General features: G+C 64.7%; 22 protein-coding genes, 1 other RNA gene and 1 pseudogene. 12 read left to right on the plus strand and 12 right to left on the minus strand.

Features of this window, described 5'->3' with window-relative positions:
• The first annotated feature begins 195 nt into the window (after nt 1–195).
• Nucleotides 196–1,818 carry a transcription termination factor NusA gene (gene nusA, locus ACYOEI_RS05110; RefSeq protein ID WP_462848247.1) on the plus strand — a complete coding sequence of 541 codons (1,623 nt, stop codon included), beginning with the start codon at nt 196–198 and terminating at the stop codon, nt 1,816–1,818.
• 234 nt (nt 1,819–2,052) lie between these two features.
• Here the strand turns inward: nusA and ACYOEI_RS05115 are convergent, their stop codons facing one another.
• Nucleotides 2,053–2,682 (minus strand): hypothetical protein, encoded by a 630-nt coding sequence (locus ACYOEI_RS05115; RefSeq protein WP_462848248.1) that lies wholly within the window; start codon nt 2,680–2,682, stop codon nt 2,053–2,055.
• A gap of 148 nt (nt 2,683–2,830) precedes the next feature.
• Between ACYOEI_RS05115 and infB the strand changes: the two genes are divergently transcribed.
• The 11 genes from infB to ssrA all read left to right on the plus strand — a co-directional run bounded on the left by infB (nt 2,831) and on the right by ssrA (nt 15,407).
• The gene (gene infB, locus ACYOEI_RS05120; RefSeq protein WP_462848249.1) at nt 2,831–5,281 is read left to right on the plus strand and encodes a translation initiation factor IF-2; all 2,451 of its coding nucleotides are present in this window, start codon (nt 2,831–2,833) and stop codon (nt 5,279–5,281) included.
• A gap of 65 nt (nt 5,282–5,346) precedes the next feature.
• Nucleotides 5,347–5,676 carry a DUF503 domain-containing protein gene (locus ACYOEI_RS05125; protein WP_462848251.1) on the plus strand — a complete coding sequence of 110 codons (330 nt, stop codon included), beginning with the start codon at nt 5,347–5,349 and terminating at the stop codon, nt 5,674–5,676.
• A gap of 6 nt (nt 5,677–5,682) precedes the next feature.
• The gene (gene rbfA, locus ACYOEI_RS05130) at nt 5,683–6,171 is read left to right on the plus strand and encodes a 30S ribosome-binding factor RbfA (protein WP_462848252.1); all 489 of its coding nucleotides are present in this window, start codon (nt 5,683–5,685) and stop codon (nt 6,169–6,171) included.
• Between the two features lie 86 nt (nt 6,172–6,257).
• A complete protein-coding gene (locus tag ACYOEI_RS05135) occupies nt 6,258–7,061 on the plus strand; it encodes an endonuclease III domain-containing protein (protein ID WP_462848253.1) in 804 nt (267 codons plus the stop codon).
• A gap of 326 nt (nt 7,062–7,387) precedes the next feature.
• Nucleotides 7,388–9,760 carry a tetratricopeptide repeat protein gene (locus tag ACYOEI_RS05140; protein ID WP_462848254.1) on the plus strand — a complete coding sequence of 791 codons (2,373 nt, stop codon included), beginning with the start codon at nt 7,388–7,390 and terminating at the stop codon, nt 9,758–9,760.
• A 173-nt stretch (nt 9,761–9,933) separates the two neighbouring features.
• Nucleotides 9,934–10,671 (plus strand): YebC/PmpR family DNA-binding transcriptional regulator, encoded by a 738-nt coding sequence (locus tag ACYOEI_RS05145; protein WP_462848255.1) that lies wholly within the window; start codon nt 9,934–9,936, stop codon nt 10,669–10,671.
• Nucleotides 10,672–11,215: 544 nt separating this feature from the next.
• Nucleotides 11,216–12,385 carry an LL-diaminopimelate aminotransferase gene (locus ACYOEI_RS05150; protein WP_462848256.1) on the plus strand — a complete coding sequence of 390 codons (1,170 nt, stop codon included), beginning with the start codon at nt 11,216–11,218 and terminating at the stop codon, nt 12,383–12,385.
• A 192-nt stretch (nt 12,386–12,577) separates the two neighbouring features.
• The gene (locus ACYOEI_RS05155) at nt 12,578–13,294 is read left to right on the plus strand and encodes an RpnC/YadD family protein (protein ID WP_462848257.1); all 717 of its coding nucleotides are present in this window, start codon (nt 12,578–12,580) and stop codon (nt 13,292–13,294) included.
• A 34-nt stretch (nt 13,295–13,328) separates the two neighbouring features.
• On the plus strand, nt 13,329–14,342 hold the full coding sequence (gene folK / locus ACYOEI_RS05160) for a 2-amino-4-hydroxy-6-hydroxymethyldihydropteridine diphosphokinase (RefSeq protein ID WP_462848258.1): 1,014 nt from the start codon (nt 13,329–13,331) through the stop codon (nt 14,340–14,342).
• A 93-nt stretch (nt 14,343–14,435) separates the two neighbouring features.
• The gene (gene smpB, locus ACYOEI_RS05165) at nt 14,436–14,936 is read left to right on the plus strand and encodes an SsrA-binding protein SmpB (protein WP_462848259.1); all 501 of its coding nucleotides are present in this window, start codon (nt 14,436–14,438) and stop codon (nt 14,934–14,936) included.
• A 105-nt stretch (nt 14,937–15,041) separates the two neighbouring features.
• Nucleotides 15,042–15,407: a transfer-messenger RNA gene (ssrA, locus tag ACYOEI_RS05170) on the plus strand.
• A 289-nt stretch (nt 15,408–15,696) separates the two neighbouring features.
• Here ssrA and ACYOEI_RS05175 read toward each other — a convergent pair.
• The 11 genes and pseudogenes from ACYOEI_RS05175 to ACYOEI_RS05225 form a co-directional block, all read right to left on the minus strand.
• A pseudogene (locus ACYOEI_RS05175) lies at nt 15,697–16,704 on the minus strand (tyrosine-type recombinase/integrase); the annotation flags it as partial.
• A 71-nt stretch (nt 16,705–16,775) separates the two neighbouring features.
• Complete coding sequence (locus ACYOEI_RS05180; RefSeq protein ID WP_462848260.1) at nt 16,776–16,970, minus strand: helix-turn-helix transcriptional regulator; 195 nt, start codon at nt 16,968–16,970, stop codon at nt 16,776–16,778.
• Between the two features lie 46 nt (nt 16,971–17,016).
• Nucleotides 17,017–17,409, minus strand: a complete 393-nt coding sequence (locus ACYOEI_RS05185) for a hypothetical protein (protein ID WP_462848262.1) — start codon at nt 17,407–17,409, stop codon at nt 17,017–17,019.
• A gap of 12 nt (nt 17,410–17,421) precedes the next feature.
• Nucleotides 17,422–17,688, minus strand: a complete 267-nt coding sequence (locus ACYOEI_RS05190; RefSeq protein ID WP_462848263.1) for a hypothetical protein — start codon at nt 17,686–17,688, stop codon at nt 17,422–17,424.
• Nucleotides 17,689–17,690: 2 nt separating this feature from the next.
• A complete protein-coding gene (locus tag ACYOEI_RS05195) occupies nt 17,691–17,873 on the minus strand; it encodes a hypothetical protein (RefSeq protein WP_462848264.1) in 183 nt (60 codons plus the stop codon).
• Between the two features lie 117 nt (nt 17,874–17,990).
• Nucleotides 17,991–18,866 (minus strand): hypothetical protein, encoded by an 876-nt coding sequence (locus ACYOEI_RS05200; protein ID WP_462848265.1) that lies wholly within the window; start codon nt 18,864–18,866, stop codon nt 17,991–17,993.
• Nucleotides 18,863–20,035: a hypothetical protein gene (locus tag ACYOEI_RS05205; protein ID WP_462848266.1), complete on the minus strand. Its 1,173-nt coding sequence runs from the start codon at nt 20,033–20,035 to the stop codon at nt 18,863–18,865. The genes ACYOEI_RS05200 and ACYOEI_RS05205 overlap by 4 nt, the downstream gene beginning before the upstream one ends.
• Nucleotides 20,036–20,125: 90 nt before the next feature.
• Nucleotides 20,126–20,425 (minus strand): hypothetical protein, encoded by a 300-nt coding sequence (locus ACYOEI_RS05210; protein WP_462848267.1) that lies wholly within the window; start codon nt 20,423–20,425, stop codon nt 20,126–20,128.
• A gap of 15 nt (nt 20,426–20,440) precedes the next feature.
• Nucleotides 20,441–21,025 carry a hypothetical protein gene (locus ACYOEI_RS05215; protein WP_462848269.1) on the minus strand — a complete coding sequence of 195 codons (585 nt, stop codon included), beginning with the start codon at nt 21,023–21,025 and terminating at the stop codon, nt 20,441–20,443.
• A gap of 98 nt (nt 21,026–21,123) precedes the next feature.
• Complete coding sequence (locus ACYOEI_RS05220; RefSeq protein ID WP_462848270.1) at nt 21,124–22,608, minus strand: type IV secretory system conjugative DNA transfer family protein; 1,485 nt, start codon at nt 22,606–22,608, stop codon at nt 21,124–21,126.
• Between the two features lie 69 nt (nt 22,609–22,677).
• Nucleotides 22,678–23,487, minus strand: coding sequence for a ParB/RepB/Spo0J family partition protein (locus ACYOEI_RS05225; RefSeq protein WP_462848271.1), 810 nt, complete (start codon nt 23,485–23,487; stop codon nt 22,678–22,680).
• Nucleotides 23,488–23,647 lie beyond the last annotated feature (160 nt).

A 23,647-nucleotide genomic window follows, 5' to 3' on the forward strand; every position in this document is an offset into this window, starting at 1 on the left:
GCTCCGGCATGAACCTTGAGTCTCCACGGCCCGGGTCACTCCCGAGTCGGGCGATTCGAGGGCGTCCAAGGAGGCGTGGCCTGGGTCGGCACGCTGCGGCATGAAACCTGAATCACGCCTCCTTGGGGCGTGATGTCCAGGTTTTGCGCGGTTCCTGTCGATCCTCGCAATCGTGCTACGCCTCGGAGGAGTCGAATGAGCGTCGATCTGGTTCGCATTGTCGATAGCATTCACCGCGACAAGAACATCCCCAAGGATGTTCTGTTCGAGGGCATCCAGTCGGCGCTCGCCACCGCGGCGAAGAAACACTATCCCGAAGCGACCGAGATCCTCGTCCACATCGATCAAGAATCCGGCACGATCGAGGCCACCAAAGACGGCCACCGGATGGACCCCGCCGAACTCGGGCGAATCGCCGCCCAGACCGCGAAGCAGGTCATTATCCAGAAGATTCGCGAGGCCGAGCGCGATAGCCTCTTCGATGAGTTCGAAGACCAGCGCGGTGACCTTATCACGGGCACCGTCCAGCGGTTCGAAGGCGGGGCGGTCACGGTCAACCTGGGCAAGACTGACGCCCTCCTCCCCCGCAGCGAGCAGATCCCCGGCGAGAGCCATCACCCGAACGAACGAATCCGCGCCGTCATCCTCGACGTTCGGAAAGTCGGACAACGGGTAAAGATCATCCTGAGCCGGACGCATCCTGACTTCGTTCGTCGCCTCTTCGAGCTTGAGATCCCCGAAATCGCCGACCAGATCATTTCCATACGCGCCCTCGCCCGCGAGGCGGGGTATCGGTCCAAGGTCGCCGTCACCTCGATCGACTCGAAGGTCGACGCGGTGGGTGCGTGCGTCGGCGTTCGCGGGACCCGCATCAAGAACATCGTCGACGAGTTGGGGGGCGAGCGGATCGACATCGTGCGATGGAACGAGTCGCTCCAGGTCTTGATCCCCAACGCCCTCCAGCCGGCCGAAATCGACGAGGTTATGCTCTGCCAACTCCTCGGCCGGGCCATCGTCCTCGTTCGCGAAGACCAACTGTCCCTGGCGATCGGGCGTCGCGGGCAAAACGTCCGCCTCGCGTCGAAGCTCGTCGGCTGGGACATCGAGATCATGACCAGCGAGGAGCTCGACGAACTCATTGAAAAGGCCGTTGCCGCCTTCACGAAGATTGAGGGGATCGACACCGACCTTGCCGAGAAGCTCGTCGAACAGGGGATCCTCAGTTACGACGACCTGTCGGTGATGGAAATCTCCGACCTGGTGAACACGATCGACGGCCTCACCGAAGAACAGGCGGTCGAATTCGTGGGCCAGGCCGAGACCCTGGCCGAAGAACAAGCCGAGGAGATGCCCCGACGCAAGGGTGCCCGAACACCAGCCCCAGCGGCCGTCGAGTCGAACACCGAAGGGAGCAACGGCGATGGAGGGGATGGCCGCGCCGGTCGGGCCGCTCGTCCCACCCTCGATGACCTCTTTGGCAACGACGAAAATGCCCCCTCCGAGGGCGAGGGTGACCCTTCGGGAGAATCCGGCGACGAGGAATCGGACTTGACTTCCTCCGAAAACTCGGATGAGATCCGCGACTTCTCGCTGGCCTCCGAGCCGCTCACTGACCGTGACGGTCACGAGGTGACCTCGCCGCCGAGTGATGCCGATCAGGACGAGACGATGAACATCGTGACGGAAGCTGTCGAATCGGGTAGCCCCGTCGAGGAAACCGAAGCCGGCGCAGGGCGGGATGTCCCCCCGTTGCCACCCACAGACTCTTTCTCGGCCGACGAGGTCGAGGGACGTGATTCGGATATGCACCAACCATGAGGCCCCACATGGGCCTACCACCGCGGTCCGACCGCTTCGAACCGCCCCCTTGAGCCACTCAGCCTGGGGGGGTAGGCGACCGGTCGGCAGGGTTTTTCATCCTTGATCGATCGGGCAGGCCCGGGCGAGCGTCCCGGGCCGGAGCCTCACCCAGGAGGAGTTGCCGTTGTCCACGCGTGTCCACGAGTTGGCGAAAGAACTGGGTCTGAAGAGTCAGGAACTGCTCGACCATATTCAGCGTTGGGAGCTTGACGTCAAGCTCAGCGCCCTGGCGAGCTTGGACCCGTCGATGGTCGACCGGATCAGGCAATTGATGCAGGGTCCGTCGGCCGCGGAGCCGCGGACCGCGCCGTCGTTCGAGAAGGCCCCGACTTCGCCTCCCTCCCGTCCCAGTCCCCCGGAGACGCCCGCCATCAGCGCGACAGCCCCAGCGTCGACCCGTCCGGGTCCCAACCCGACGGTATCCCCGGAACGCCCCGCCGCGTCCTCGACCCCGCCGGCCTCCTCCGCGGCGACACCACCCGCGCCGGTGGCCCCCGCAACTCCTCCGGTCCCCCCCGCGGCGACGGCCGCGACGACACAGCCCCCGGTGGCAGCCCGGCCCGCGGCGCCGCCCCAGGCCCAGGCTCCGGCCCCTCCCGTCCGCCCCGCGGTTGGACAGGCCCCGCCGCGTCCCGCAGCCGGACCCGGCGCGGGAGCCGGTCCCGTTGCAGGCGTTGGCGCCAGTCCCGGAACTGGGACTGGGACGGGAACGGGATCGACGGCACCTGGGGCTCCCCCAGTGACCCGTTCCTCGGGGCTGTCCTCGCCCCCGAGGTCGGGAGGCGGTCCTCTCTCCGGACATACGCCGCACCGTGGGACCAATCCGGGTGCCCCGGCTCGTCCCGCCGGTCCCCCGACGCCCCCCGCCGACTATCGTCCCAACCCCTCGACTCCGCCTCCCCTGAAGCGTGGCGACTATGTCTCGCCCGCCGGGATGAGACAGCCGCTGCCGCGAACGGGCCCGCCGCCCGTGCTTCCCCCCGGGCGCCGCAACGAGGAAGACTCCTTCCAGGGCGGGTCGAACGAAGGTGGTCGCCGCGAACCGCCGAGCGGCCCGCGCCGACCCTTGCCGCCCGTCGCCTCGATGGGGCCCGCTCAGCCGCCCCGCAGGCCCGCGCCTCCCCGGCCAGGCACCGGCGGCCCTGAGGTGAAGACGCAGCGGCCCGAAAAACGTTACACGCCCGAAGAACTGATGGCGATGATGCGGTCGGGCCAGTTGAACAATCAACCGCCCGGTGCGCCTTCGCGCCCGGGTGCCGGCCCGAATCGTCCCGGGATGGGCCCCCGCCCGGCCGGCCCTCCGGGTGCCGGCGGTGGGATGGCGCATCGTCCTGGCGGTCCTCCGGCCCCCGGACTTCGACGACCCGGAACCGGGACCCCGCCACCCGTCGCTCCGCCCGTCACTCCGCCTCCCGACGAGGATGACGATCGCAAGGGCAAGGGTGCCGGAAACGCCGCGCGACTCGGCACTCCGGCCGATCGCGCAGGTCGACGCGCCAAGCGGACCGAGCGCGCCACGGAACGTCGCGGCATGTCCCCGACGCCCGCTTCCACGATCCTCAACGAAACCGAAGAGGAAGCGGCACGACGTTCGAGGGGCGGCCGCAAGCCGCACAAGGGGGGCCATCGGGCCGCCCTCGCCCCTTCGCGTAAGTCGCATGCCGAAATCGAGCCGCCGATTACGGTTCGCAGCCTCTCCGAAGCGATCGGGATCCGTGCCAACGACCTGATCAAGCGGATGATGAACAGCCTCGGTCAGCTCGTGAACATCAACGCGACGCTCGAGGAAGAATCGGCGGTCATGCTCGCGCTCGAGTTCGGCGTCGAGCTCGAAGTCGTCCATGAGCGGACGGCCGAGGACGACCTCCTCGACTCGATGGAGCCCGCCGACGCCTCGTCGGAGAACCTCCAGCCCCGACCGCCGGTCATCACCATCCTCGGGCACGTCGACCACGGCAAGACGTCGCTGCTCGACCGGATCCGCAAGACCAACGTCGTGCAGTCCGAGAGCGGTGGCATCACCCAGCACATCGGTGCTTATCAAGTCGAGCACGAAGGCCACCTGATCACGTTCGTCGACACGCCAGGCCACGAAGCCTTCACCGGGATGCGCGCCCGAGGGGCGAACGTCACGGACATCGTGGTCCTCGTCGTCGCCGCCGACGACGGCGTGATGCCGCAGACGCAAGAGGCCATCGCGCACGCCAAGGCGGCCGACGTGCCGATCGTCGTCGCGCTCAACAAGATCGACCTCCCCAACGTCAACCTGAACAAGATCTACGGCGAGCTCTCCCAGCAGGATCTCGCACCCGAGGAATATGGCGGAGATACCCCCGTCATCAAGACCTCGGCGATCAGCGGGCTGGGGATCCCCGAGCTGCTCGAAATGCTCGGGATCGTCGCCGAGCTCCGTTGCGATCTGAAGGCCGACCCGACCCGACCTGGGTCGGGAACCTGCCTCGAAGCGTCGATCTCCGAAGGCCGAGGCGTGGTCGCCACCGTGCTCGTCCAGGACGGGACCCTGAAAGTCGGCGACGTCCTGGTCTGCGGCGATGGCTTCGGCCGCGTCCGTGCCCTCTTCGACGACAAGGGGCGATCGGTCCTCGAAGCCGGCCCTTCGACGCCGGTCGAAGTCTCCGGGCTCGACGCCGTCCCGACCGCGGGCGAGAAGTTCGCGGTCGTCGACGACATTTCGAGGGCTCGCGAGATCGCCGAGACCCGCCGGCTCCGCACCCGCGGCGTCGCACTGGGCGAACGCCAGGCCGTCACGCTCGAAAACCTCTACAGCAAGATGGCCGAGCAGAAGGTCAAGAGCCTCAACTTGATCCTCAAGGCCGACGTGCAAGGCTCGCTCGAAGCCCTCGTCAAGGAGCTGGAAAAGCTCGAGAACGCCGAAGTCCCGATCCGCATCCTCCTCAAGGGTGTCGGCGGGATCAGCGAGAGCGACATCCTGCTGGCCGACGCCTCGCAGGCGATCGTCATCGGGTTCCGAGTCGCCCCCGAAGACCGCGCCGTCACCTTGGCAGACGAGAAAAAGATCGACATTCGTCGATATGACATCATCTACCAGGTGACCGACGAGATCAAGAAGGCCGTCGAGGGCATGCTCGTCCCCGAGATCAAGGAGGTCCACCTCGGGCGGGCCGTGGTCCGGCAGACCTTCCGAATCTCGAAGGTCGGGATGGTCGCCGGCTGCTTCATCACCCAGGGGACCGTCGAGCGCTCGGCCAAGGCCCGGATCATCCGGGAAGGCCGGGAGATCTACAAGGGGGGGATCGAGGCCCTCAAACGCTTCAAGGACGACGTCAAGGAAGTCCGCGAGGGCTTCGAGTGCGGTATCAAGATCACCAACTTCGATGATATGAAGACCGACGACGTGATCGAAGCCTACCGGGTCGACGTGATCCGTCGGACGCTTTGACTTTGAGGTGGTTCAGAACACCGACGGGTCCTCCCTCGGACGAGCGGGGAGAGGACTCGTCGGCCTTGACGCGATCGAAAGACCGCAACGCGGGGCACGGCAAGGTGGGCGCGATGACCGTGGCTACCCTCCGCCTGGAATTGCTGGTCGGGAACTGCACCTCCGTGCGGGAGAAGCGTCGTCGCATGCGGTTGATCGTGGGAAAGTTGCATCGCCACTTCAATATCTCCGTGGCCGATGACGACCGCACCGACGATCCGACCCGCGCCGAGCTCTTGATCGCCGCCGTCGGCCGCACCCGGCGCGACGCCCGTGAGACCCTCGACCGCGTCGCCGACGCCGTCGCCGCCTACCCTCGTGCCGAGCTCCTCAGCCAAGACATCACGGAGGTCTAATCCTTCATGCCATCCCACCGTAGCCTACGAGTGGCCGAGGCCATCCGTGAGGTTGTCGCCTCAGCCATCCTCTTCGAGATCGCCGATCCCCGGATCAAACAGGTCACGGTTCTCCGCGTCGAAGTCTCCGGCGACCTCCGCAACGCCAGCATCTACGTCTCGATCATGGGCCCCGAGGCCGAACAAGTCCGCGTCCACAACGCCCTGAAGCATGCGACCGGCTTCATGCAATCGCGCGTCGCCGCCAGGCTCCAGATGCGATTCACGCCGGCGCTCGTCTTCAAGAAAGACGACAGCGTCAAGAAGTCGATCGAGATCTCCCGCCTGATCGACACCGCGATCGCGTCGGACCGCCAGGCCAATCCCGACGAGCCGGCCGCACCGCAAGACGCCGAGGATCTCGAGCCGGCCGCACCGCAAGACGCCGAGGATCTCGAGCCGGCCGCACCGCAAGACGCCGAGGATCTCGAGCCGGCCGCACCGGAACCGAACTGACCGAAGCCCGCGGCGGCCCGCGGCCCTGCTCGCCCTAATCCATCCTCACATACGACACCGAGCTTGCCCCGAAATATCCGAATCCTATGGCAACACAAAGCAAAGCGCAGCTCCTGAACGACATCCACGGATACCTGAAGAAGCGCTATAAGCTCAAGCCCGAGCGGAGTGCGCAAAGGCTGACCGTCCTCGAATCCGTGGTCTATGGCATTTGCCACGAAGAGACGACCGCCGAGCAGGCGAATCAGGCCCTCTCTCGGTTCAAGGACGAGTTCTTCGACTGGAACGAGGTCCGCGTCAGCTCCCTCGAGGAAATCCAGCGAGTCCTCGTCGGCTTGCCCAATCCCGACGAACGCGCACTGCGCCTCCGGCGCTTCCTCCGTCAGCTCTTTGAAAAGACCTATGGCTTCAACCTCGAGGCGATGACGAAGAAGCCTTTGAAGGAATCGATCAAGTCGCTCCAGGAGTACGAAGCCCTCGGTTCGGACTATGTCACGGCCACGGTCACCCAGCAGTCGCTCGGCGGCCACGCCATGCCCATCGACTCCTCGGTCCGACGCACCCTCGAGCGTCTCGGCATCGCCGATCCCGAGGTCGATACGCCGACGCTCCGCGGCGTCGTCGAACGGGCGGTCCCCAAGAATCGTGGTGCGGAATTCCTTGAGCTTTTCGAAGAACTCGCCCACGACACCTGCGTCGCGGACCTCCCCGACTGTCCACGTTGCGAGTTGAAGAAGGTCTGTCCCACCGGCCTCTCCCGTAAGGACGACACTTCCAAGGTCGCCGCCAAATCCCCCACCAAAGACGCCGCTCCCAGTCCGCCCAAATCGTCCTCCTCGGAGGACACCGACTCGAAGGCTGCCAAGAAGAAGACCGGCGGCGCCAAGTAACGACCTCAAGGCAACGTCAAACTCCCGGCAACGTCGGGGTTTCTCCCAGTCCGACCGATATCGAAGGGATCACTTCGCGGCCCGATCTCATCGGAATACGAAGTTACAATTCCAGTCCCTCCCCTCGTCATTGGTACGTGACATCGGGAGGGATGCGGGGCTTGGCAGGAATCGTCGTAACGTGTTACGATGCCGGTTGCGACTGTTTGTCGTAGAGTAGTGATTCGTGAGGTCTTACGGGTAGTCCGGTCCCACCGGCCGCCGAGTGGGAGCACGAAAGCGACGACTCGGTACAACGTCCGGCGTGATGCAGGGGAGGCGTGATCATGATCGGAACACTCCGTGCATGGATTTTGGCACTGGCTTGGGTCTCGGTGGCGCTTGGATACGCCCCAACCTCGTCTTTTGCCGCTCCCCCCGATGCCGATAAACCCACCCCCGAGGCCTCGACCCCGGATCGGGACCGTTCGGCCCTCTTCGGCCTGCCCGATGAGGATCCGCCTGCACTCTTCGTCCCCAAGACCCCTCGAACCGTCGAAACCCGGCGCGAAATCGAGGCGGTTCGTGACTACAGTGCCGCGAGGGCGCTCGAGGACCATAGGTCCTGGAACGAAGCCATCGAGTTGCTCGAGAAGGCCCTCAAGACCGAGCCCGACTCGGTGGCCATCCTGAAGCGCTTGAGCCGCCTTTGTTTCATGCGAGGCAAGGTCGAGGAAGCCCTCCAATACTCCCGGAAAGTCCTCGACTCCGACCCGGGCGACACCGATACCATCAGCCGACTCGTCACTCACTACAACCGCAAAGGTGATCACGCGAGCGTCGAAACGATTCTCAAAGGGGTGCTCGCCAACCCTCGCCTCGCCCGTCATTCCCCGGGAGACATCCTCGCCGAGTTCGAGCTCGGGAAGCTCTACGCGGACCGACTCCAGCGGGACGACAAGGCCGCGGAGGCCTACGCCCAGGTCCTCGAGTCGCTCGACGAGAAGACGGCGAACCGACTCTCGCCGGTCGACCAGATGCGGATCCTCGGCGACGACCCGGCCGAAGCCTATCTCGAGTTCGGAAAGGTCTTCCTCAAGGCCAACAAATACGACCTCGCCATCAAGGCGTTCCGCCACGGTCTCGTCTACGACGACGAACACTCGCTCCTCTCTCTCAGCCTGGCCGAAGCCCTTCTCGGCGCGGGTCAGGGCGACCGGGCGCTCGAGATCGTGGACGCCTACCTCAAGCGACAGCCCCAGGGGAGCGAGGCGTACGAACTGATCGAGAAGATCCTGACCTCGTTACACCGCGAGGCCGAGATCACCCCGAGACTCGAGCAAGCGGCCAAGACGGATGCGAGCAACCTCTCGCTGCAATACGCCCTCGCTGATCGTTATCACAAGATCGGCCAGGTGGACAGGGCCGAAGCCATCTATAAGTCGCTTCTCGCGGCCCACCCCAATCCCGAGGGATACGCGGCCCTGGCCGCCTCGCTGTTGAAGCGTCGGAAGGCCGACGAGCTCCTCAAAGTCTTCGTCGAAGCCCTCAGCAAGCCATCGGGCTACGAGGCCGTCAAGAAGCAGCTCGAAGCCGTCGTCAAGGATTCGGCGCTCGCGGATGGGGTACTCGACGCGGGCCTGAAGATGCTGTCCGCGGAGCCGCCGCAGATTCCTGGGTCGTCCGTGCAAATCCTCGCGGCCATCGCCAAGGATACGGGTAAGTCGGAGAAACTGGTCCCGATCCTCCGCGTCCTCCTCAAACAGAACCCGAGCCCGCAGATCTATCGCGAGATCGCGCACTCGTTGGGCGACGAGATGCACAAGTATGACGAGGCCGCCGCGACGGTCAATGAAATGCTCACGCGTTTTCCCGACGAGCGGAACGTCAGGACTCTGATCAGCCTCGGAGAGTACTATCATCGCGCCGGACAGTATGACAAGTCGGTGGAGACCGTCCGTGAGGGCCTGAAGCTCGAACCGCAGAACCCTGAAGGACAGGTCATCCTCGGTTGGTCGCTGGTCCTCTCGGGCAAGCTCGACGAGGGCTTCGACTCCCTCCGTGGGGCGATCAAGAACGACCCGGCCAACGTCTTCTTCAACCGGCTCTACGGCTCGTTGCTGACGCAGTTCGGTCGGAATGAGCAGGCGATCACACTCTACAAGGACCTCCTCGAGCGCTTCCCGAATAACGAGGAGCTGGCCGAAGCCGCCCACTCAGGCCTTTCGGTTGCTTATGTGAACGTCGGGGACTACGCCAAGGGCGAGGCCGAGCTCGAAGTCCTCTTCCAACGGAACCCGGAAGATCCCGGGGTCAACAATGACCTTGGCTACCTCTATGCCGACCAGGGGAAGAATCTCGAGCAAGCCGAGTCCATGATCCGCAAGGCCCTTCAGGGTCGCCCCAACGAAGGGGCGTACCTCGACAGCCTCGGCTGGGTCCTCTACAAGCGGAACAAGTTCCAGGAAGCGGTCGAGCCACTCGAGAGGGCCGTGAAACAGCTCTCCGGAGGTGGTGACGCGACGATCTACGAACATCTGGGCGACGTCTACTTCCGGCTCCAGGAGAATGCCAAGGCCAAAGAGGCCTGGGAACATGCGGAGCAGTCCGCCAAGAAGGCCATCCCCAGCGATAAGCGTCTGACCGAGATTCGAAAGAAGCTCGAGTCGCTGGGAAAACTCGCCCCGACCCCGAAGCCGGCCTCCGGCGATACACCCTGATCGCGAGTCGAAAGGCTTTCGCGTCGGCCATCACACGTCAGAATGTACGCAAGGACGCGGCTCGGGTGAGTGCGAAGTCGCCTCCCCGCCGCATCCTCGTTCGCCGGGACTCGAGGCGTCCCCGGCGTCATTGCGGATTCGACTTCGAGAAACGTGGGGAGTCTGGAAGGAACATGGCTGGTCATTCCCATTCGGCGAACATCGCACACCGCAAGGGAGTCGTCGACGCCAAACGCGGCAAGCTGTTCAGCAAGCTCTGTCGGGCCATCTTCGTCGCCGCCCGCCGCGGCGGCGGCGACCCCGACGCCAATCTGAAGCTCCGCTACGCGATCGACAAGGCGCGATCCTATAGCTGCCCGAAGGACAACATCGAGCGCTCGATCAAGAAAGGGACCGGCGAACTCGGTGCCGAGAACTACGAGGAAGTCATCTACGAAGGTTATGGGCCGGGTGGTGTCGCGGTCCTTTGCGAGGTCTTGACGGACAACAGGAATCGGACCGCGAGCGAACTCCGCAAGATCTTCGAAGTTTGCGGAGGCAACCTCGGCTCGACCGGCTGCGTTAACTACCTCTTCTCCTTCAAGGGTATCTTCGTCATCGAAGCCAAGTCCGTCGCCGAGGATCGCCTGACCGAGGTCGTGCTCGAGGTCGGTGCCGACGACTTGCAGCGGGTCGACGACTACTACGAGGTCACGTGCGACCCGAAGTCCTTCGAGGTGATCCGCAAGGGTCTCGAAACCCACAAGATCGCCACGGAGAGCGCCGAGACGAGCTATATCCCAACCACCGTGGTCGATCTCGACATCGACAACGGTAAGCGGATGCTCAGGCTTCGGGACCTGCTCGACGAGAATGAAGATGTTCAGAACGTTTACGCCAACGACAACATCCCCGAGGGGGCTACAGCGTAGACGTCCCGGCAGATGAAGTCTTTTCGTGCGACACAAGGTCTAGCCCGAGTGGGCCCCCGACCCTCGAAGTCGGCATCATGGCGACGGTCGAGCCTGTCACCGCGGGAAAACCTCGAAGTCCATCGCGTCAGGCAAGCGACTTCATGTCAGCACATGACCAAGGTCTATGACTGACATTGCCTTCCCGCTCCCGTGCAAACATCGCGGACCGCGACTGGGGCCAATCGCAGGTCGCCACAACCGTAACGCGAGACGGTCCGCGGCATCCTCGACCGGTTGACTTCCGATTCCTGGGGCGACTACCCTGGTGCGTTGAAAGATTGGCATCAGAAAGCGTTCTCGTTCGGCTCCTCTTGGATCGGCATCGCCCCTGATTCCAATCAGCGGTCAACCAGGCCCACCTCGAACCCGGGGAGTGGCCCCGATCATCCCAGTTGAATCCTCCCGAAGTGGCGAGGGCTTCCTGGTTCGAGAGGATCGAGCGAGGGTCGAGGTCCAAGCCCCGCCCATCGCCGACTTTCCCTCTTACTCCGCAGGAATTTCGATGTCGACGTCATTCGTGAAGTCCGAGCGTCTCCAGAAGCTCCCGCCCTACCTTTTCGCCGAGATCGACAAGAAGAAGAAGGCCGCGATGGCCGCGGGACGCGACGTGATCAACCTGGGCGTCGGCGACCCGGACCGGCCGACCCCCAAGGCGATCATCCAGAGCCTCCAGCAGAACGTCGAAAACCCGGCGTTCCACCAGTACGCCCTCGACCAGGGGGCGCCCGAACTCCGCCAGTCGATCGCCAAGTTCTGCAAGGCGCGATATGACCTCGACCTCGACCCCAACTCCGAGATCCTGCCCCTGATCGGCTCGAAGGAAGGGATCGCCCACTTCCCCCTCGCCGTGCTCAACCCGGGCGACATCAGCCTCGTCCCCGATCCGTGCTACCCGGTCTACCGCTCGAGCAGCATGTTCGCCGGTGCCGACGTTTATACGATGCCGCTCGAACCGAGCCTCGGCTTCCTCCCCGACCTCGACTCGATCCCCGCCGACGTCTTCACCCGCGCCCGCTTGATGTTCCTGAACTACCCGAACAATCCCACCGGGGGGATGGCCGACCTCGCCTTCTTCGAGAAGGTCGTCGACCTCGCGAAGACCCACAACCTCGTCATCGCCCAGGACGCGGCTTACAACGAGATGTACTACGACCATCCCGCCCCGAGCATCCTCCAGGTGCCCGGTGCCAAGGAGGTCTCGATCGAGTTCCACAGCCTCTCGAAGACGTTCAACATGACCGGCTGGCGCGTCGGCTTCGCGATCGGCGGAGCTCCCCAGATCGCGGCCCTCGGCCAGGTGAAGGCGAACACCGACTCGGGCATCTTCACGGCGATCCAGTTCGCGGGGAAAACCGCGCTCGACGAGTACGAGACGCTCACCCCTCCCATTCGTGCCCTCTACAAAGAGCGTCGCGACGCCTTCGTCTCCAAGATGAAGTCGATCGGTTGGGACGTCCCGACTCCCGGAGCCACCTTCTACGTCTGGATCCCCTGCCCCCAGGGATACACCTCGAGCGAGCTCTGCAGCCGGATCCTCGACGAGGCTGACGTCGTGACGACCCCGGGGCTCGGTTTCGGCCGGACCGCCGATCAGTACATCCGCGCAGCCTTGACCGTCGAAACCCCTCGCCTGATCGAAGCCGTCGAGCGAATCGGCAAATTGAAGCTCTGACCGTTGCCGAAGCGCCTGGCTCGTGGCCAAACCTTTCGACGCCGCAACCAAGCACCTGTTCGAGACCGACCCGGGCACCTGGTTGGCCGCGGCCAGCCTCGTGCCCGACGGCCCTCTTCACGTCCTGGATACCGACCTCTGCACGGTCTCCGCCGCGGCCGACGCGGTCGTTCGGGTCGATGGCCCGAAGCCGTGGCTCGTCCATCTCGAGTTCCAATCCAGCCACGACAGAGCTTCGAGACACGCCTCCTCCGCTATAATGTCCTGCTGGGAGAACGGCACAAGGCCCCGGTCCAGACTGTGGCCGTCCTGTTGCGTCCCGAGTCGGAGCGGGCACGACTGTCGGGCGTCTTCGAGGTCCGACTACCGGATGGAAGGCCCTCTCTTGTCTTCCACTACGTCGTCATCCGGGCCTGGGAGAAGTCGGCGGCCGAAGTGCTTGAAGGAGGCCTCTCGACCCTCCCCTTGGCCTCGCTCGCGAGGATCTCTCAAGAGCAATTCCCCGCGCTCGTCCATCGGGTCGCCGAGCGTTTGTACTCGGAAACCACTCCCAGTGACGCAGTCACGCTTTGGACTGCATTCCTCATCCTTACCGGCCTCCGCTATCCTCCCGAATTCACGAAACCCTTGATCGATGAGGTCTGGACCGTGCTCGATCTCAAGGATTCCTCCATCTATCAGATGATCCTCGAGGAAGGCCGAGCGAAAGGAAAGCTTGAAGGAAGACGGGAAGGAGAGATCGCAGGGGCGACCAAAGTTCTTCTGAAGGTCGGTTCCGACCGATTCGGCCCACCCGATCAAGCAACAAGTGAGGCAATCCATGCGCTCGATGACCTGGATCACATAACGCATTTGATCGAACGACTCCTGTTGATCCGCGGATGGGATGAATTGTTGTCGGGGTGGTGAGCCACCCACGACCTGAGCCGGGCAGACTCAACACATGAACACAAACGCCTTCATCGGCCTCGGGAGTAACCTCGGCGAACGCAGGGCCTTCCTGGAAGCCGCTATCGAAGGTTTGGCCGCCTCGGGTCAGGTCACCGTTCACGCAGTAAGCCAGTTCATCGAGACGCCTTCCGTCGGAGGACCTGGCGGCCAGGGATTCTATCTCAACGCCGCGGCGGCCCTCCAAACCGAGCTCGACGCCCCTGCCCTGCTCCGACTCCTCCAGTCTCTCGAAAAGCAAGCGGGGCGGATCCGAACCGTCCGTTGGGGAGAGCGGCCGATTGATCTCGATCTCCTCCTCTTCGACCAGCAGATCATCGAGACCGGGGCAATGAACCTGGGGAACGATGCCGATCCCTCGCTCTCTCTCATTGTTCCGCACCCAAGGATGGCCGTGCGTCGATTCGTCCTCGCCCCGCTGGCCGAAATCGCCGCCGAGGCAGTTGATCCCCTGACGTGCCGAACGATCCGAGAACTGCTCATCAACCTCGACCGACGACCCAGCAATTTGGCCCTCTTCGGTTTTCCCAAAGCTTTTGCAGTCGAGTTACTCCCCCACCTTTCTCGCCAACTGGAGGCGGAGATCGTCCCCGTTGGGTATGACCCGACACCCGAGTCAAGAGAGCGACAAAGCCTGGCCGATCGAGTCCGAGCCTTTGAGAGTCGATGTGAAGGACTCAACCTCGATCGTTGGGCCAAGTCGACCGAGGAGCAACGCTGGATCCTCAGTGATTTCTGGTTTGACGCAGAGGTCGCCGAACTTCGCCGAGGTACCGAGGGTCTGTTGAGTCGCGATCGAGTCGAGTTCTACCGCCGACGAATGCTCACTCCCACATTCGTCGTCGCTCCTGCAAGCTCGCGGCGCCTCTTCGCACGAGCCTCGTCTTACTGGAACGGACTCGACGCCTTGGGAGACACTCCGATCCTCGAAGTCGACCCCGAAGGCGATCCCATAGCGGTCGCGGCCGAGATCCTGGCGGCTTGCGACGCGAGTCGGGTTGGCCGGTGATCCGTCGCCGCTCCGATTGCCGCGACTGCGCCCCGCCCTTTATAATTCGTTCATCAAAGGCAAGTCACACAAGCGAGGCAAGGAGCCGAGGCGATGGCCAAGAGCGGCGGCAAAAGCAAATCGAAAGGCAAAGCGGACGACGTCTCGTTCGTGACTGTCGCACGCAACCGTCGCGCCCGGTTCGAGTTCGAGCTCATGGAGTCGGTCGAGGCCGGGATCGTGCTGACCGGGACCGAGGTGAAGAGCCTTCGGAACGGCAAGGCGAGCCTCGAAGAATCCTACGCCGGTATCGATCACGAGGAAGTCTGGCTCTACGGTTGCGACATCCCGGAATACCTCCAGGCCAACCGCATGAACCACAAAGCCAAGCGTCCTCGCAAGTTGTTGCTCCATCGGAAGGAGATCGACAAGCTCGTCGCGAAGGCATCGGAGCGAGGCCTCACGATCGTCCCACTACGAATCTACTTCAAGGACGGGATCGCCAAGGTTGAGATCAGCGTCGCGCGCGGCAAGAAGCTTTACGACAAGCGTGAGGCGCTCAAGAAACAGGATGCCAAGCGCGACATGGATCGAGCCGTCCGAGGCCGCGGCTGACCGGTCTTGTTTGGAGAGCGCCACGGTCTTCATACCCTTGACGCGGTGGTTTCTCCGGTCATAATGAATCTTGAATGGCGAGTCTCCCGGCCGAGCATTGGGTACGGGGGCGAACCAGGATCGACCGGATTGCTGAAGTGAAAGGTGGCGTGCCGAGGTTGGTCAGCGGGCCTCGTAAAAAGCCGACCAAAATTTATCTGCCGAGAGGACTCCCTCTCTCCGTATGGCTGCCTAAGAGCAGAAACGGCTTCGTGACGGGTCTTTTCCCGTGAGCCCCGTCCGAAGACGCTAAAGCGGGATCGCCCGAGCTTAACCGCCCGTTGCGGCTTGGGCTAAATTCATGATGGGATAAGCCGAAAGGGACCCTGCCGACCGGGGCTCCTAGGCCGACAATCAAATGAGCGGCTACGCACGTAGATGCCCTCACGGATGGATCTCGGGACGCGGGTGCAATTCCCGCCGCCTCCACTTCGATGCAAGTTGCCATCTGGTGACAACTTGCGACAGAAGACGACACAACCCCTGAGCAATCAGGGGTTTGTTCGTTTCCGGGCCGAGCGTACTGATCGGGCTCGATGACAACGGGCGACACCTCCCGACCCAAGACGCCGCCCGAAATGCAGACAATGTGCAGACGATCAACGTGTGCTGATACGTCCGGCGAGGGCAGATTGCCGAGGGCCTCCGCCCTGTCCTCCATCCCGATGTGAGTGTATTTCGCCGTCTGGCGGATGTCGGCGTGCCGGGCCAGTTCCTTCGCCTCCATGATCGAGGCGCCGGATCGGACGAGCCCCGTGATGTGGCTATGCCGCCCCGCGGCGTGGAAGTCGGCGATCCCGTCTGGCGTCTCGTAGGGGATGCCGACCCGCTCCAGGTCCTTCTTGACCATCAACCATGTCTTCTTCCTCTCGATCCGGGGGAAAAGCAGTTCATCCAAGCCGATGCCACGCACCCAATCACGCACCATCTCGACGAGGTCCGGGTGCATCGGCAGGACGTCCTTGCGGCGGTGCTTCGAGCAGGCGGCCTCGACCGTGAGGATCGGCTGGACGTCATCCAGCCGGAAAGAGCGTGGCGTGAGGCTGCCGATTTCCTGCCGACGCAGGCCGGTGTAGAAACTCATCAGGTAGGCCCGCGCTCGCAGCTCGCCCTCGTATCCCTGAACCACTTCCCCGCTTGTCCGGGCCGACTCCACCAGGCGCGATACTTCCTCCGTGCTGAGAGCCCTCCGCTTGTGCCGGACGTCGGTCTCGGAATTCAGGCGGTCGATCCCGGCCAGCGGATTGGAGGGCAGTCTCTTCGTCGAGACCAGCCACTTGCCAAATTCGTCGACCGCCTGCAGGTAATGGTTGTACGTCCTCGCCCCCAGGTCGTCCGCGTTGCGGACCGCCTTCAGGCATTCCTCCGCCTGTTCGGCGTCCAGCTCGCCGATCGAACGGAAGCCGCCGCCCTCGATCACCCTCCGGATGCGGGTCATGGTCAGTTTCTGGTGCTTTGTCGTGGTATTGGAGAGCGACCGTTCGAAGGCGGCCAGATGATCGGCGATCGGCGACTGCTTGATCGCCAGGAGCCGTTCCTGCGCCGGGTCGATCATCCCCCGCTTGCGGAGCATGACCTCGTTCTCGAGCTTGGCCGCCAGATGCTCGGTCAGGGATTTGTCGGTGAAGCCCTTCGCCGTGGCCCGCTTGCCGTCGTGGTCGAAATACTGGATGTAATACGGGCGGTTTCTCTTCCCCTTGTCTCGGCTGAGCTTGAAGATCGAGGCCATCGGCCGGTCTCCTGATAAGCGGGACGGTCACCCGACCCTAATTATAAGTTCACTGCCACAATTGCGCCAGGTCATCGTTTCGGACAACCGCGTTCGATCCATTCCCGGATTTCCGCCCACCGCCATCGGGTATTCCGCCCGATCCGCAGCGGCTCAGGGATCTTGCCTGCGCTGAGCAGGCGCCACAGCGTCCGCTCCGATACGCCTAGCATCGAAGCCACTTCCTCGGCCGGGATCAGGACGGCCGCCATTTCTCGCGTCTCCATCGATAATGCTCCTCGGCTTGGGTTCTCTCGCCACGATCGCCTCGGTCTAACCCTCGCGGTCAACATTGCGGCCCGACTTCTCGGGGCGGTGCCCGCCATTCGGCCCTCCGCGCTCGGTCCTTGGCCTGAGCCGCGACTCGGCACGCTGCAGCGTCGACAGCCCGGCGCCGGATATCACGGCGTCCACATGGCCGGAAATTTCGCGGATCTCGAGCTCCAGCAGCCGGTTCGCTGCACGCTGTTTCTCGTCGGCATCACGTCCCTGCGGCGCGTCGCGAAGCTCCATCTGCTTCGAGGACAGGAGCAGGGAGACGTCGCTGAGCGGATAGTCCCGAAGCCCATCGCGGCCGAATCGCCGGTACACGGCGTCCATGGCGCACAACCGATGCTCCAAGGCGCTCGGCGGTGCATCGGGTTTTGATCGCGGATCGTCGGCCATGCCTGCCTCCGCTCATCGTTCCAGCTCGCGGCCCTGTGCCTCCCGGCGAGGCCAGGATCGCTCGATCCGGTCCAGGATTCGGCCCAATTCGGAGGCGTCCGGCTTGGGTGGCTCCGGCTCTAGGTGCCGGACGCTGGCCACACCTTCCCGGACGCGCTGTTCGTACGTCGCCGCGTCCACCGGGCCGAAGTCGCGATCGCGGGCGGCGGCCTGGTCCGCGGCCCATTCGGCGTTCAGTCCCTGGAGATCCTCGGCCGAAGGGAGTCGTTCGTCCGCCACCGTCACACCTCCCCGACAGAAGTGGGTTTGTCCAATTCCTCGCGACAGACGCGGTAGAATTCGCGCATCGCCTCGATGCGTTCCTCCTCGCGCAACACCGCCTGGATGACGTGAACGCAGCGGCGAGAAATGCGGATGCAGAGTCGGTGCACCGCCGGGTCCGCTGCCTGCGATTCGATGAACATTGTGACCTCCTCGCTTGCGGACGGATCGGGAGACCGCCCGAAAGAACATCCGGACCCGGCGGGATGCACCAACACGCGCAATCCCCGCCGCCGGACCGGCTCAAATTCGGTATGGCCTCACGACCGCGGTCCCTTCGGCAGGCTCGCGAAGGCGATTCTTGCCAGCCCGGACGCAGCCCGCGGGTAGCGGACCGCGAGGAAGACCCCGCCCGCGGAGCCCAGGAGGGCGATGGTGGTCGCCGCTTGCAGGAGCCAGGAAAAGGCCTTCGCCGTCTCCTGGACCACGGGCCTCACGGCGTTCTCAGCGACGGTGCCGGCCAGCCGGTTCGTCCCGTCGATGAACGCCTCCGGCTTGGCCAGGAAGGCGGTGAGGGTGGTCCCTACCGCTAGTGGCCCCTTATTCCGCCAGATGAAATCCATGGCCGGATCGCCATGGCTCGCGATCACCTGCATCAGCTCGGCACCGCGGCCGATCGCCGCCAATTCCCCGCCCTGCGCCATCATGGCCAGGCGCCGGCCGCCTTGAGGGCCGACGGCCCCGAGCGCCTTGACTGCGGGGCCGCCCACGCGCTCGAGCAGGGGTTCGGCCAGGCCCTTGTGTTTGATCAAGACCTCCGCCGCGTCGTCGCCGAAACGGGAGAGCAACGCCATACCACCAGGGCGGCGGACGACCCACACGGCCGCATCCTCGCCATGCTTGGAAAGCAGCCGCAAGACTTTCGGGGCCTGCTCTCCGGCCTCGTCGGCCAGGGTGAGGGCCTTGGGGCCGACCTTTCTCACGGCCGTGATCGCGTCGTCGCCGTGGCGTAACGCTGCCGCGGCGATGCGCTCGGCGAGGGTCTCGCTTCCCTCGCGCACGACTGTCACGCCGAATTTCTTCAGGACGTATTCGGCCGCCTCCCGGGCCGCCTTGCTGCGAAGGTCGGCCCACGCCTCGGTTCCTGCGAACGCGGTGAGGAGGACGGCAATGGATAGGCTGCGCAGGATCCTCATCGCACACCCCCTTCCAGGATCAGGCGCCTGAGCGCCGATTCGCGTAGCTTCGATCGGCCCTCGTCCAGGCGTCGCAGCTGATTGCGCAGGCCGAGGCTCCCGGGCCGCTCGTGGGCCGCGCGGGCGAGCTCCTCCCGGGCCTGCACGGACCGGAACTCCAGGAAGAGGGCGGTCATCGTCGCCTCGTCAGGGATGGGCTCGCCGCGCGGCAGCAAGAGCACCCTGAACTTCGGGTCGGCCAGAGGATTGGCGGCGGGATCGTAATCCGGGAAGTCGGCCGGGGTCGGCCCGTCGAGGATGAGCGATTCGAGGCGGGCGAGCGACGCCTCGACCTGCGCGGCGATCTCGCCCTCCGGGTCGTAGCCCGCCTCGCGCATAACCCAGTTGAGCGCCTGGTCGACAAGGAGGCCGCCGATTAAAGTGAGGCCCGCGCTCGCCGTGGCCGTGAAGGCCCCGGTCCCGAGGATGCCTCCCGAGAGGCCGAGCCGGATTGCCAGTGAGGTCCCGATTTCCGTGAGGATCTGGGTGGCGATCTCGGACGCCACGAAGGAGACCATCTCCCGGCCGACCATCGCCTCGACGTCCCGGCTGAGGATTGGCAGGATTTCCTCCAACACGGCCTGGAACCGCAGGTGGAACTCCTCCTCGCTGTGGAGCGAGGGGAGGTAGTCCTGGCCTGCCAATTCGCCGTCGGCCAGGTCGGCGCGGATGTCGATCAGGAGCTGGTTCTCGCGGCCCTGCGCCTCGCTGACGAATCTGGTGACGGCCGACTCGATGACCGCCTTCAACTCGTCGGGGCGGAACAGGTGGCGCCGGAAGCAATCCTCGAGATACCGCTCGTGGCTTCCCGTCTCGAACTTGCCGCGCACGAACTCCCACTTCCCGCCCAGGGAGAGGATGTCGGCGGCGAAGGCGCGGGCTCCTTTCCGCCGCTCCGCGAAGAACTCCCCGACCTGGCCGATCGACGCCTCGGCCTCGGCCCGGGTTTCCGCGGCGGACTGCTCGATCCGCGGCGCCACTTGTTTCCAGGCCCGAAACCGCACCGGGCCGTAACGATACCACGGGCAATAGCTCGTCATGGCGAGCGCCAACCCGGCCGCGATGCCGAACGCGGCGCAGAAGATCGGAAGTCGCCGGCCGGCGAGCCCGGCTTTCATCAGCGTGAACATTGAATCGACCCCTCAGTGGCTTCGAAGGAATTAAGGAAGGAAACGCAGGGCATCCGTGCCCGTGCCTGCATCCTGCGAAATGACTCGATGTCAGCCGCGTTCGACACCCTTGCCCGCGTCGGCCCTGGCGGCCCGGGTCTCGGCCTGGCGTGCGCGAGCCTCGAGGGCAGATTCTTTGGACTTCACGCTCCCGTCCTCGGTGTCGCGTGCGTCGCTGCGGCGATCCTGGGCGACCTCGCCGGGCGTTTTCGTGCCGTAGACGCCGTACTCGGGCGGCTGGGACACGTTGGATTCGGGATACACGGCCGACCGCAGTTCGCGGAGGCCCTGGCGCCACATCGCCGAAGCGTGCTCGGCGCCGATCTTGGGTTTTGCTTCGCTCCCAGACATCGTCCACCTCCGGGTTCAAGGCTGGTCATCACGCATCGCGCGGAACTGCTCCGCGCGCTCCTGCTGCTCGATCATCAGGTCGTTGATGTCGAGGACGAGCTGGCGGTCGACGGCCGCCGAGGCCAGCACCGAGAAGAACAGGCCGGCGGCCGCCAGCATCAGGTACACGCCGAGGGGCTCCGACAGCGGGCAGAGCGCCCCGCCGAAGACGAAGACCACGACCGGCTCGACATGCTGCTTCACGTACACTTCGTCGCGGCCGGGGCACTGCCCCATCAGCCGGGGAAGGCCCGTGTAGCGGGAGTGACAGACGGGCGGCTTGCCGCGCCGGAGGAAGCACTCGATCCGGTTGCGCAGGCACATCGCCACGTACAGCGCCAGGAAGATGAACAGAGGCGTCGGATCGCGCCCCTCCCAGAGGGCGGCATAGAGCGGGACCAGGAACAGCACGGCCGCCGCCTGCACGTCCGAGTAGCGATCGCCCATCTTGGTGTGGAGGAACACCTCGACCGAGAACGCGAGCGACCGTGGGATGAAGAGGAGCTGCGAGAAGGTCAGCCTCACATTGCCGTTCTGGGCCTGGCCTTGCTGATCGTTCAAAGGGACACCTCCCAGGGTTGAGGGCTCGGCCGGCGCGCAGCTTCCCCGCGAAGCCGAGCGAACGGCCGATGAGATTGGGATCAACAGAGGCGAGGGGGCTATCCGCGCTGGCGGAAGGTCCGACGGATCCAGGATCGGCCGTTGGCGCGGAACCGCCTGCCGCCCTGGAAAATGATCCCGTCCACCTCGCCATGGTTGGCGAAGCCGCCCCTGCGCAGCGCCGTGAAGACGCTCGGCTGCAGCTCGAACTCGAACGACTCGGAGATGCCGGCGTTGATCGACGGCAAGGAACGCATCCAGGGGAAGCTCAGCATGTCGACGGTCTGGTAGCTGTTGCCGCCATTCACGAAGAACTGCCGCGTGCGGCCGACGAGGGTCGAGGCCCACTCGTTCGTCACTGGGTCGCCGTTGGCGTGGAAGATCTTGGTGTTGAGATTGGCCAAGAGCGAGTCCGCCTCCGCCTTTCCCCGATCGCCGCCGCCGAGGGCGGCGTAGAAGTTCGAGAGATTCTGGCTGAGCAGGACCGTCGCCACGCGGGAGCTGCGCGCCGTGGTCTGGAACTGCATGTCGTAAGAGGTCACGAAATTCTGGGCTTCGTCCGCCCAGTAGAAGACTGGCCGGGGGTTGGCGGCCGAGTCCCGCCGCTCGATGGATCGCTGGAACACGTATTTCCAGAGCACTTGGGCGAAGAGGCCGACCTCGGAGAATTCCTTGACGGGCAGGTCGATCACCAGGACCTTGCCCGCTTCCACTACCTCCGGCGTCACGTTGGTATCGCCGCAGAAGAGGTCGCGCAGGATGCCCCGGTTGAGGACGTCGATCATGCTGGTGAAGGTCGAGACGATCACCGATCGGGTCTTCTCGGAAAGCGCCGGGAATTCCAGCATGAGGTAATCGGCGACGATCTCGTAATCCTTCCGCTGACGCGGCGTCTTGTCCCGCTCGTCGGCCCGCTTCAGGCATTCGTAACAGAACGAGTCCCGCTTCCACTCAGGAGACCGGGCTTCCTCGGTCGATGTCGGCGCCGAGACGACCAGGCGGTACAGGTCGGGGATGGAGAGGCTCCCCTTGCCCAGCACGAGGAGATCCACCAAATTGCGCATCAGCTGCCGCATTGCACGGCGCCAATAGCCCTCGTCCTCGCGCCCGCCTTGGCCGCCGCTCGCGCCGCGCTCGGCCACTTCCAGCACCGTGGAGAGGAGGTTGACGATGCTCTCGGTCAATCCCGCGCCGGCGCCGGGACGCTTGAGTTCGTGGTCGATGAAGTTAAAGCACAGGGACTGCAGCGGCCCGAAGACGAGCAGGTCTCCCTCGCGACCCGCCTCCCGACAATACGACTCCCACAGTGTCCGCTCGTCGGGCTTGGCCGTCAGCACCAGCCCCCCGAACCCGGCCCGCAGGAAGGAAAGCGCGAGCTCCCGGCCGCTCCCCGACGACTTACCGCTGCCCGTGGCGCCCAATACGAGCGTCCCTTCGAAGGCGTCCGCATTCGACCACGGGTCCGCCTCCGAGAGATAGAGCAGCGGCTCGGAGAGGTGCCATGGCGTGCGAGGCCTCGAAGTTTCTGATTTTTTCCCCCACATCGGCCACCTCCCCGGCCCGAGTTTTTTCCACGCAGCTCACGTCGGCCAGCCCCACCGGAGGCGGGCTGGTCAACCCGCCTGATCGCGCAGCATCTTGGCGAAGGTCCCGACCTCGATCCCCTGACTCCTCGCCTTGCGCGCCTTGGTGAGGACCTCTTCGAGCATCTCGATGAAGCCCTCAAGGTCGAGGGAATCGCCCACGACCGAGACGGTGCGGCCGCCGCCGAGCTTCGCCGTGACGCGGGACGGTGCCGTCGTCGCCGGAGCGGAGGCGGCACGCTTCTGCGACTTCACCGACCCAGCCAGTGCGTCACGGCTCAGCTTGCCCGCGGCGACCTGACCGGCCAGAGACGCCTGGGTTTCGCCGTCCTCGACCCGCGCCAGCTCGCAGGCCGCGCTCAGGGAGATGTCGCCCCGGTGGACCCGCTCGCGGATCGGCTCCGGCAGCTCCAGAAGCGATAGCAACCGCGAGACGGTCGCGTTCGACAGCCCCAGCTTCTCCGCCACTGTCGAGGCGTTCCAGCCGGTGACGACCATGAGCCGTGCGATGCCCTCGGCTTTCTCCAGGTGGGAGTTCTCGACGCGTTGCGAGTTGGCGATGAATCCCTTTTGGATCATCTCGCCCTCGGAGAGGGGCTTCGCCTCGATGATCGCCGGGATCTCGGCCCAGCCGAGCTTCATGGCTGCAAGGATTCGGTGATATCCGTCGGCCGGCAGGAACTTGTCCCCCTGAGGGGTGAGGCGCGGCGGATAGAGCAAGCCAACCTCGCGAATCGACTGGATGAGCCCGGCGAGGCTCTCCTCGTTGATCGACTTCCTGAGCAGCGGGACCAGCTCGATGTTCTTGAGCGGGACGGCCTGTATAATCTCCGGTGCCATCGGTCTCCTCCTCGTTGGGGACAGGTCTCGGGCGAGGCTTGCGATCGTCTCGGCCCTCGATCAAAATCATAGAGCTATAGGGGTTTAAGCTCCCGCCAACCTGGACAGAAACTGCCTGCAAGCTGCAGTCATTCCCCGCAATTTCGCGACAGGAGACGAC

Source organism: Singulisphaera rosea (assembly GCF_054877945.1).

What these genes read in the sequence shown, in the direction of transcription:
- ACYOEI_RS05150 (WP_462848256.1), top strand. Translation starts at nt 11,216, where the DNA reads ATGTCGACGTCATTCGTGAAGTCCGAGCGTCTCCAGAAGCTCCCGCCC.
- ACYOEI_RS05140 (WP_462848254.1), top strand. Translation starts at nt 7,388, where the DNA reads ATGATCGGAACACTCCGTGCATGGATTTTGGCACTGGCTTGGGTCTCG.
- ACYOEI_RS05145 (WP_462848255.1), top strand. Translation starts at nt 9,934, where the DNA reads ATGGCTGGTCATTCCCATTCGGCGAACATCGCACACCGCAAGGGAGTC.
- folK (WP_462848258.1), top strand. Translation starts at nt 13,329, where the DNA reads ATGAACACAAACGCCTTCATCGGCCTCGGGAGTAACCTCGGCGAACGC.
- ACYOEI_RS05210 (WP_462848267.1), bottom strand. Translation starts at nt 20,425, where the DNA reads ATGTCTGGGAGCGAAGCAAAACCCAAGATCGGCGCCGAGCACGCTTCG.
- rbfA (WP_462848252.1), top strand. Translation starts at nt 5,683, where the DNA reads ATGCCATCCCACCGTAGCCTACGAGTGGCCGAGGCCATCCGTGAGGTT.
- ACYOEI_RS05200 (WP_462848265.1), bottom strand. Translation starts at nt 18,866, where the DNA reads ATGAGGATCCTGCGCAGCCTATCCATTGCCGTCCTCCTCACCGCGTTC.
- ACYOEI_RS05195 (WP_462848264.1), bottom strand. Translation starts at nt 17,873, where the DNA reads ATGTTCATCGAATCGCAGGCAGCGGACCCGGCGGTGCACCGACTCTGC.
- ACYOEI_RS05205 (WP_462848266.1), bottom strand. Translation starts at nt 20,035, where the DNA reads ATGTTCACGCTGATGAAAGCCGGGCTCGCCGGCCGGCGACTTCCGATC.
- ACYOEI_RS05225 (WP_462848271.1), bottom strand. Translation starts at nt 23,487, where the DNA reads ATGGCACCGGAGATTATACAGGCCGTCCCGCTCAAGAACATCGAGCTG.
- ACYOEI_RS05180 (WP_462848260.1), bottom strand. Translation starts at nt 16,970, where the DNA reads ATGGAGACGCGAGAAATGGCGGCCGTCCTGATCCCGGCCGAGGAAGTG.
- ACYOEI_RS05220 (WP_462848270.1), bottom strand. Translation starts at nt 22,608, where the DNA reads ATGTGGGGGAAAAAATCAGAAACTTCGAGGCCTCGCACGCCATGGCAC.
- ACYOEI_RS05135 (WP_462848253.1), top strand. Translation starts at nt 6,258, where the DNA reads ATGGCAACACAAAGCAAAGCGCAGCTCCTGAACGACATCCACGGATAC.
- nusA (WP_462848247.1), top strand. Translation starts at nt 196, where the DNA reads ATGAGCGTCGATCTGGTTCGCATTGTCGATAGCATTCACCGCGACAAG.
- smpB (WP_462848259.1), top strand. Translation starts at nt 14,436, where the DNA reads ATGGCCAAGAGCGGCGGCAAAAGCAAATCGAAAGGCAAAGCGGACGAC.
- ACYOEI_RS05185 (WP_462848262.1), bottom strand. Translation starts at nt 17,409, where the DNA reads ATGGCCGACGATCCGCGATCAAAACCCGATGCACCGCCGAGCGCCTTG.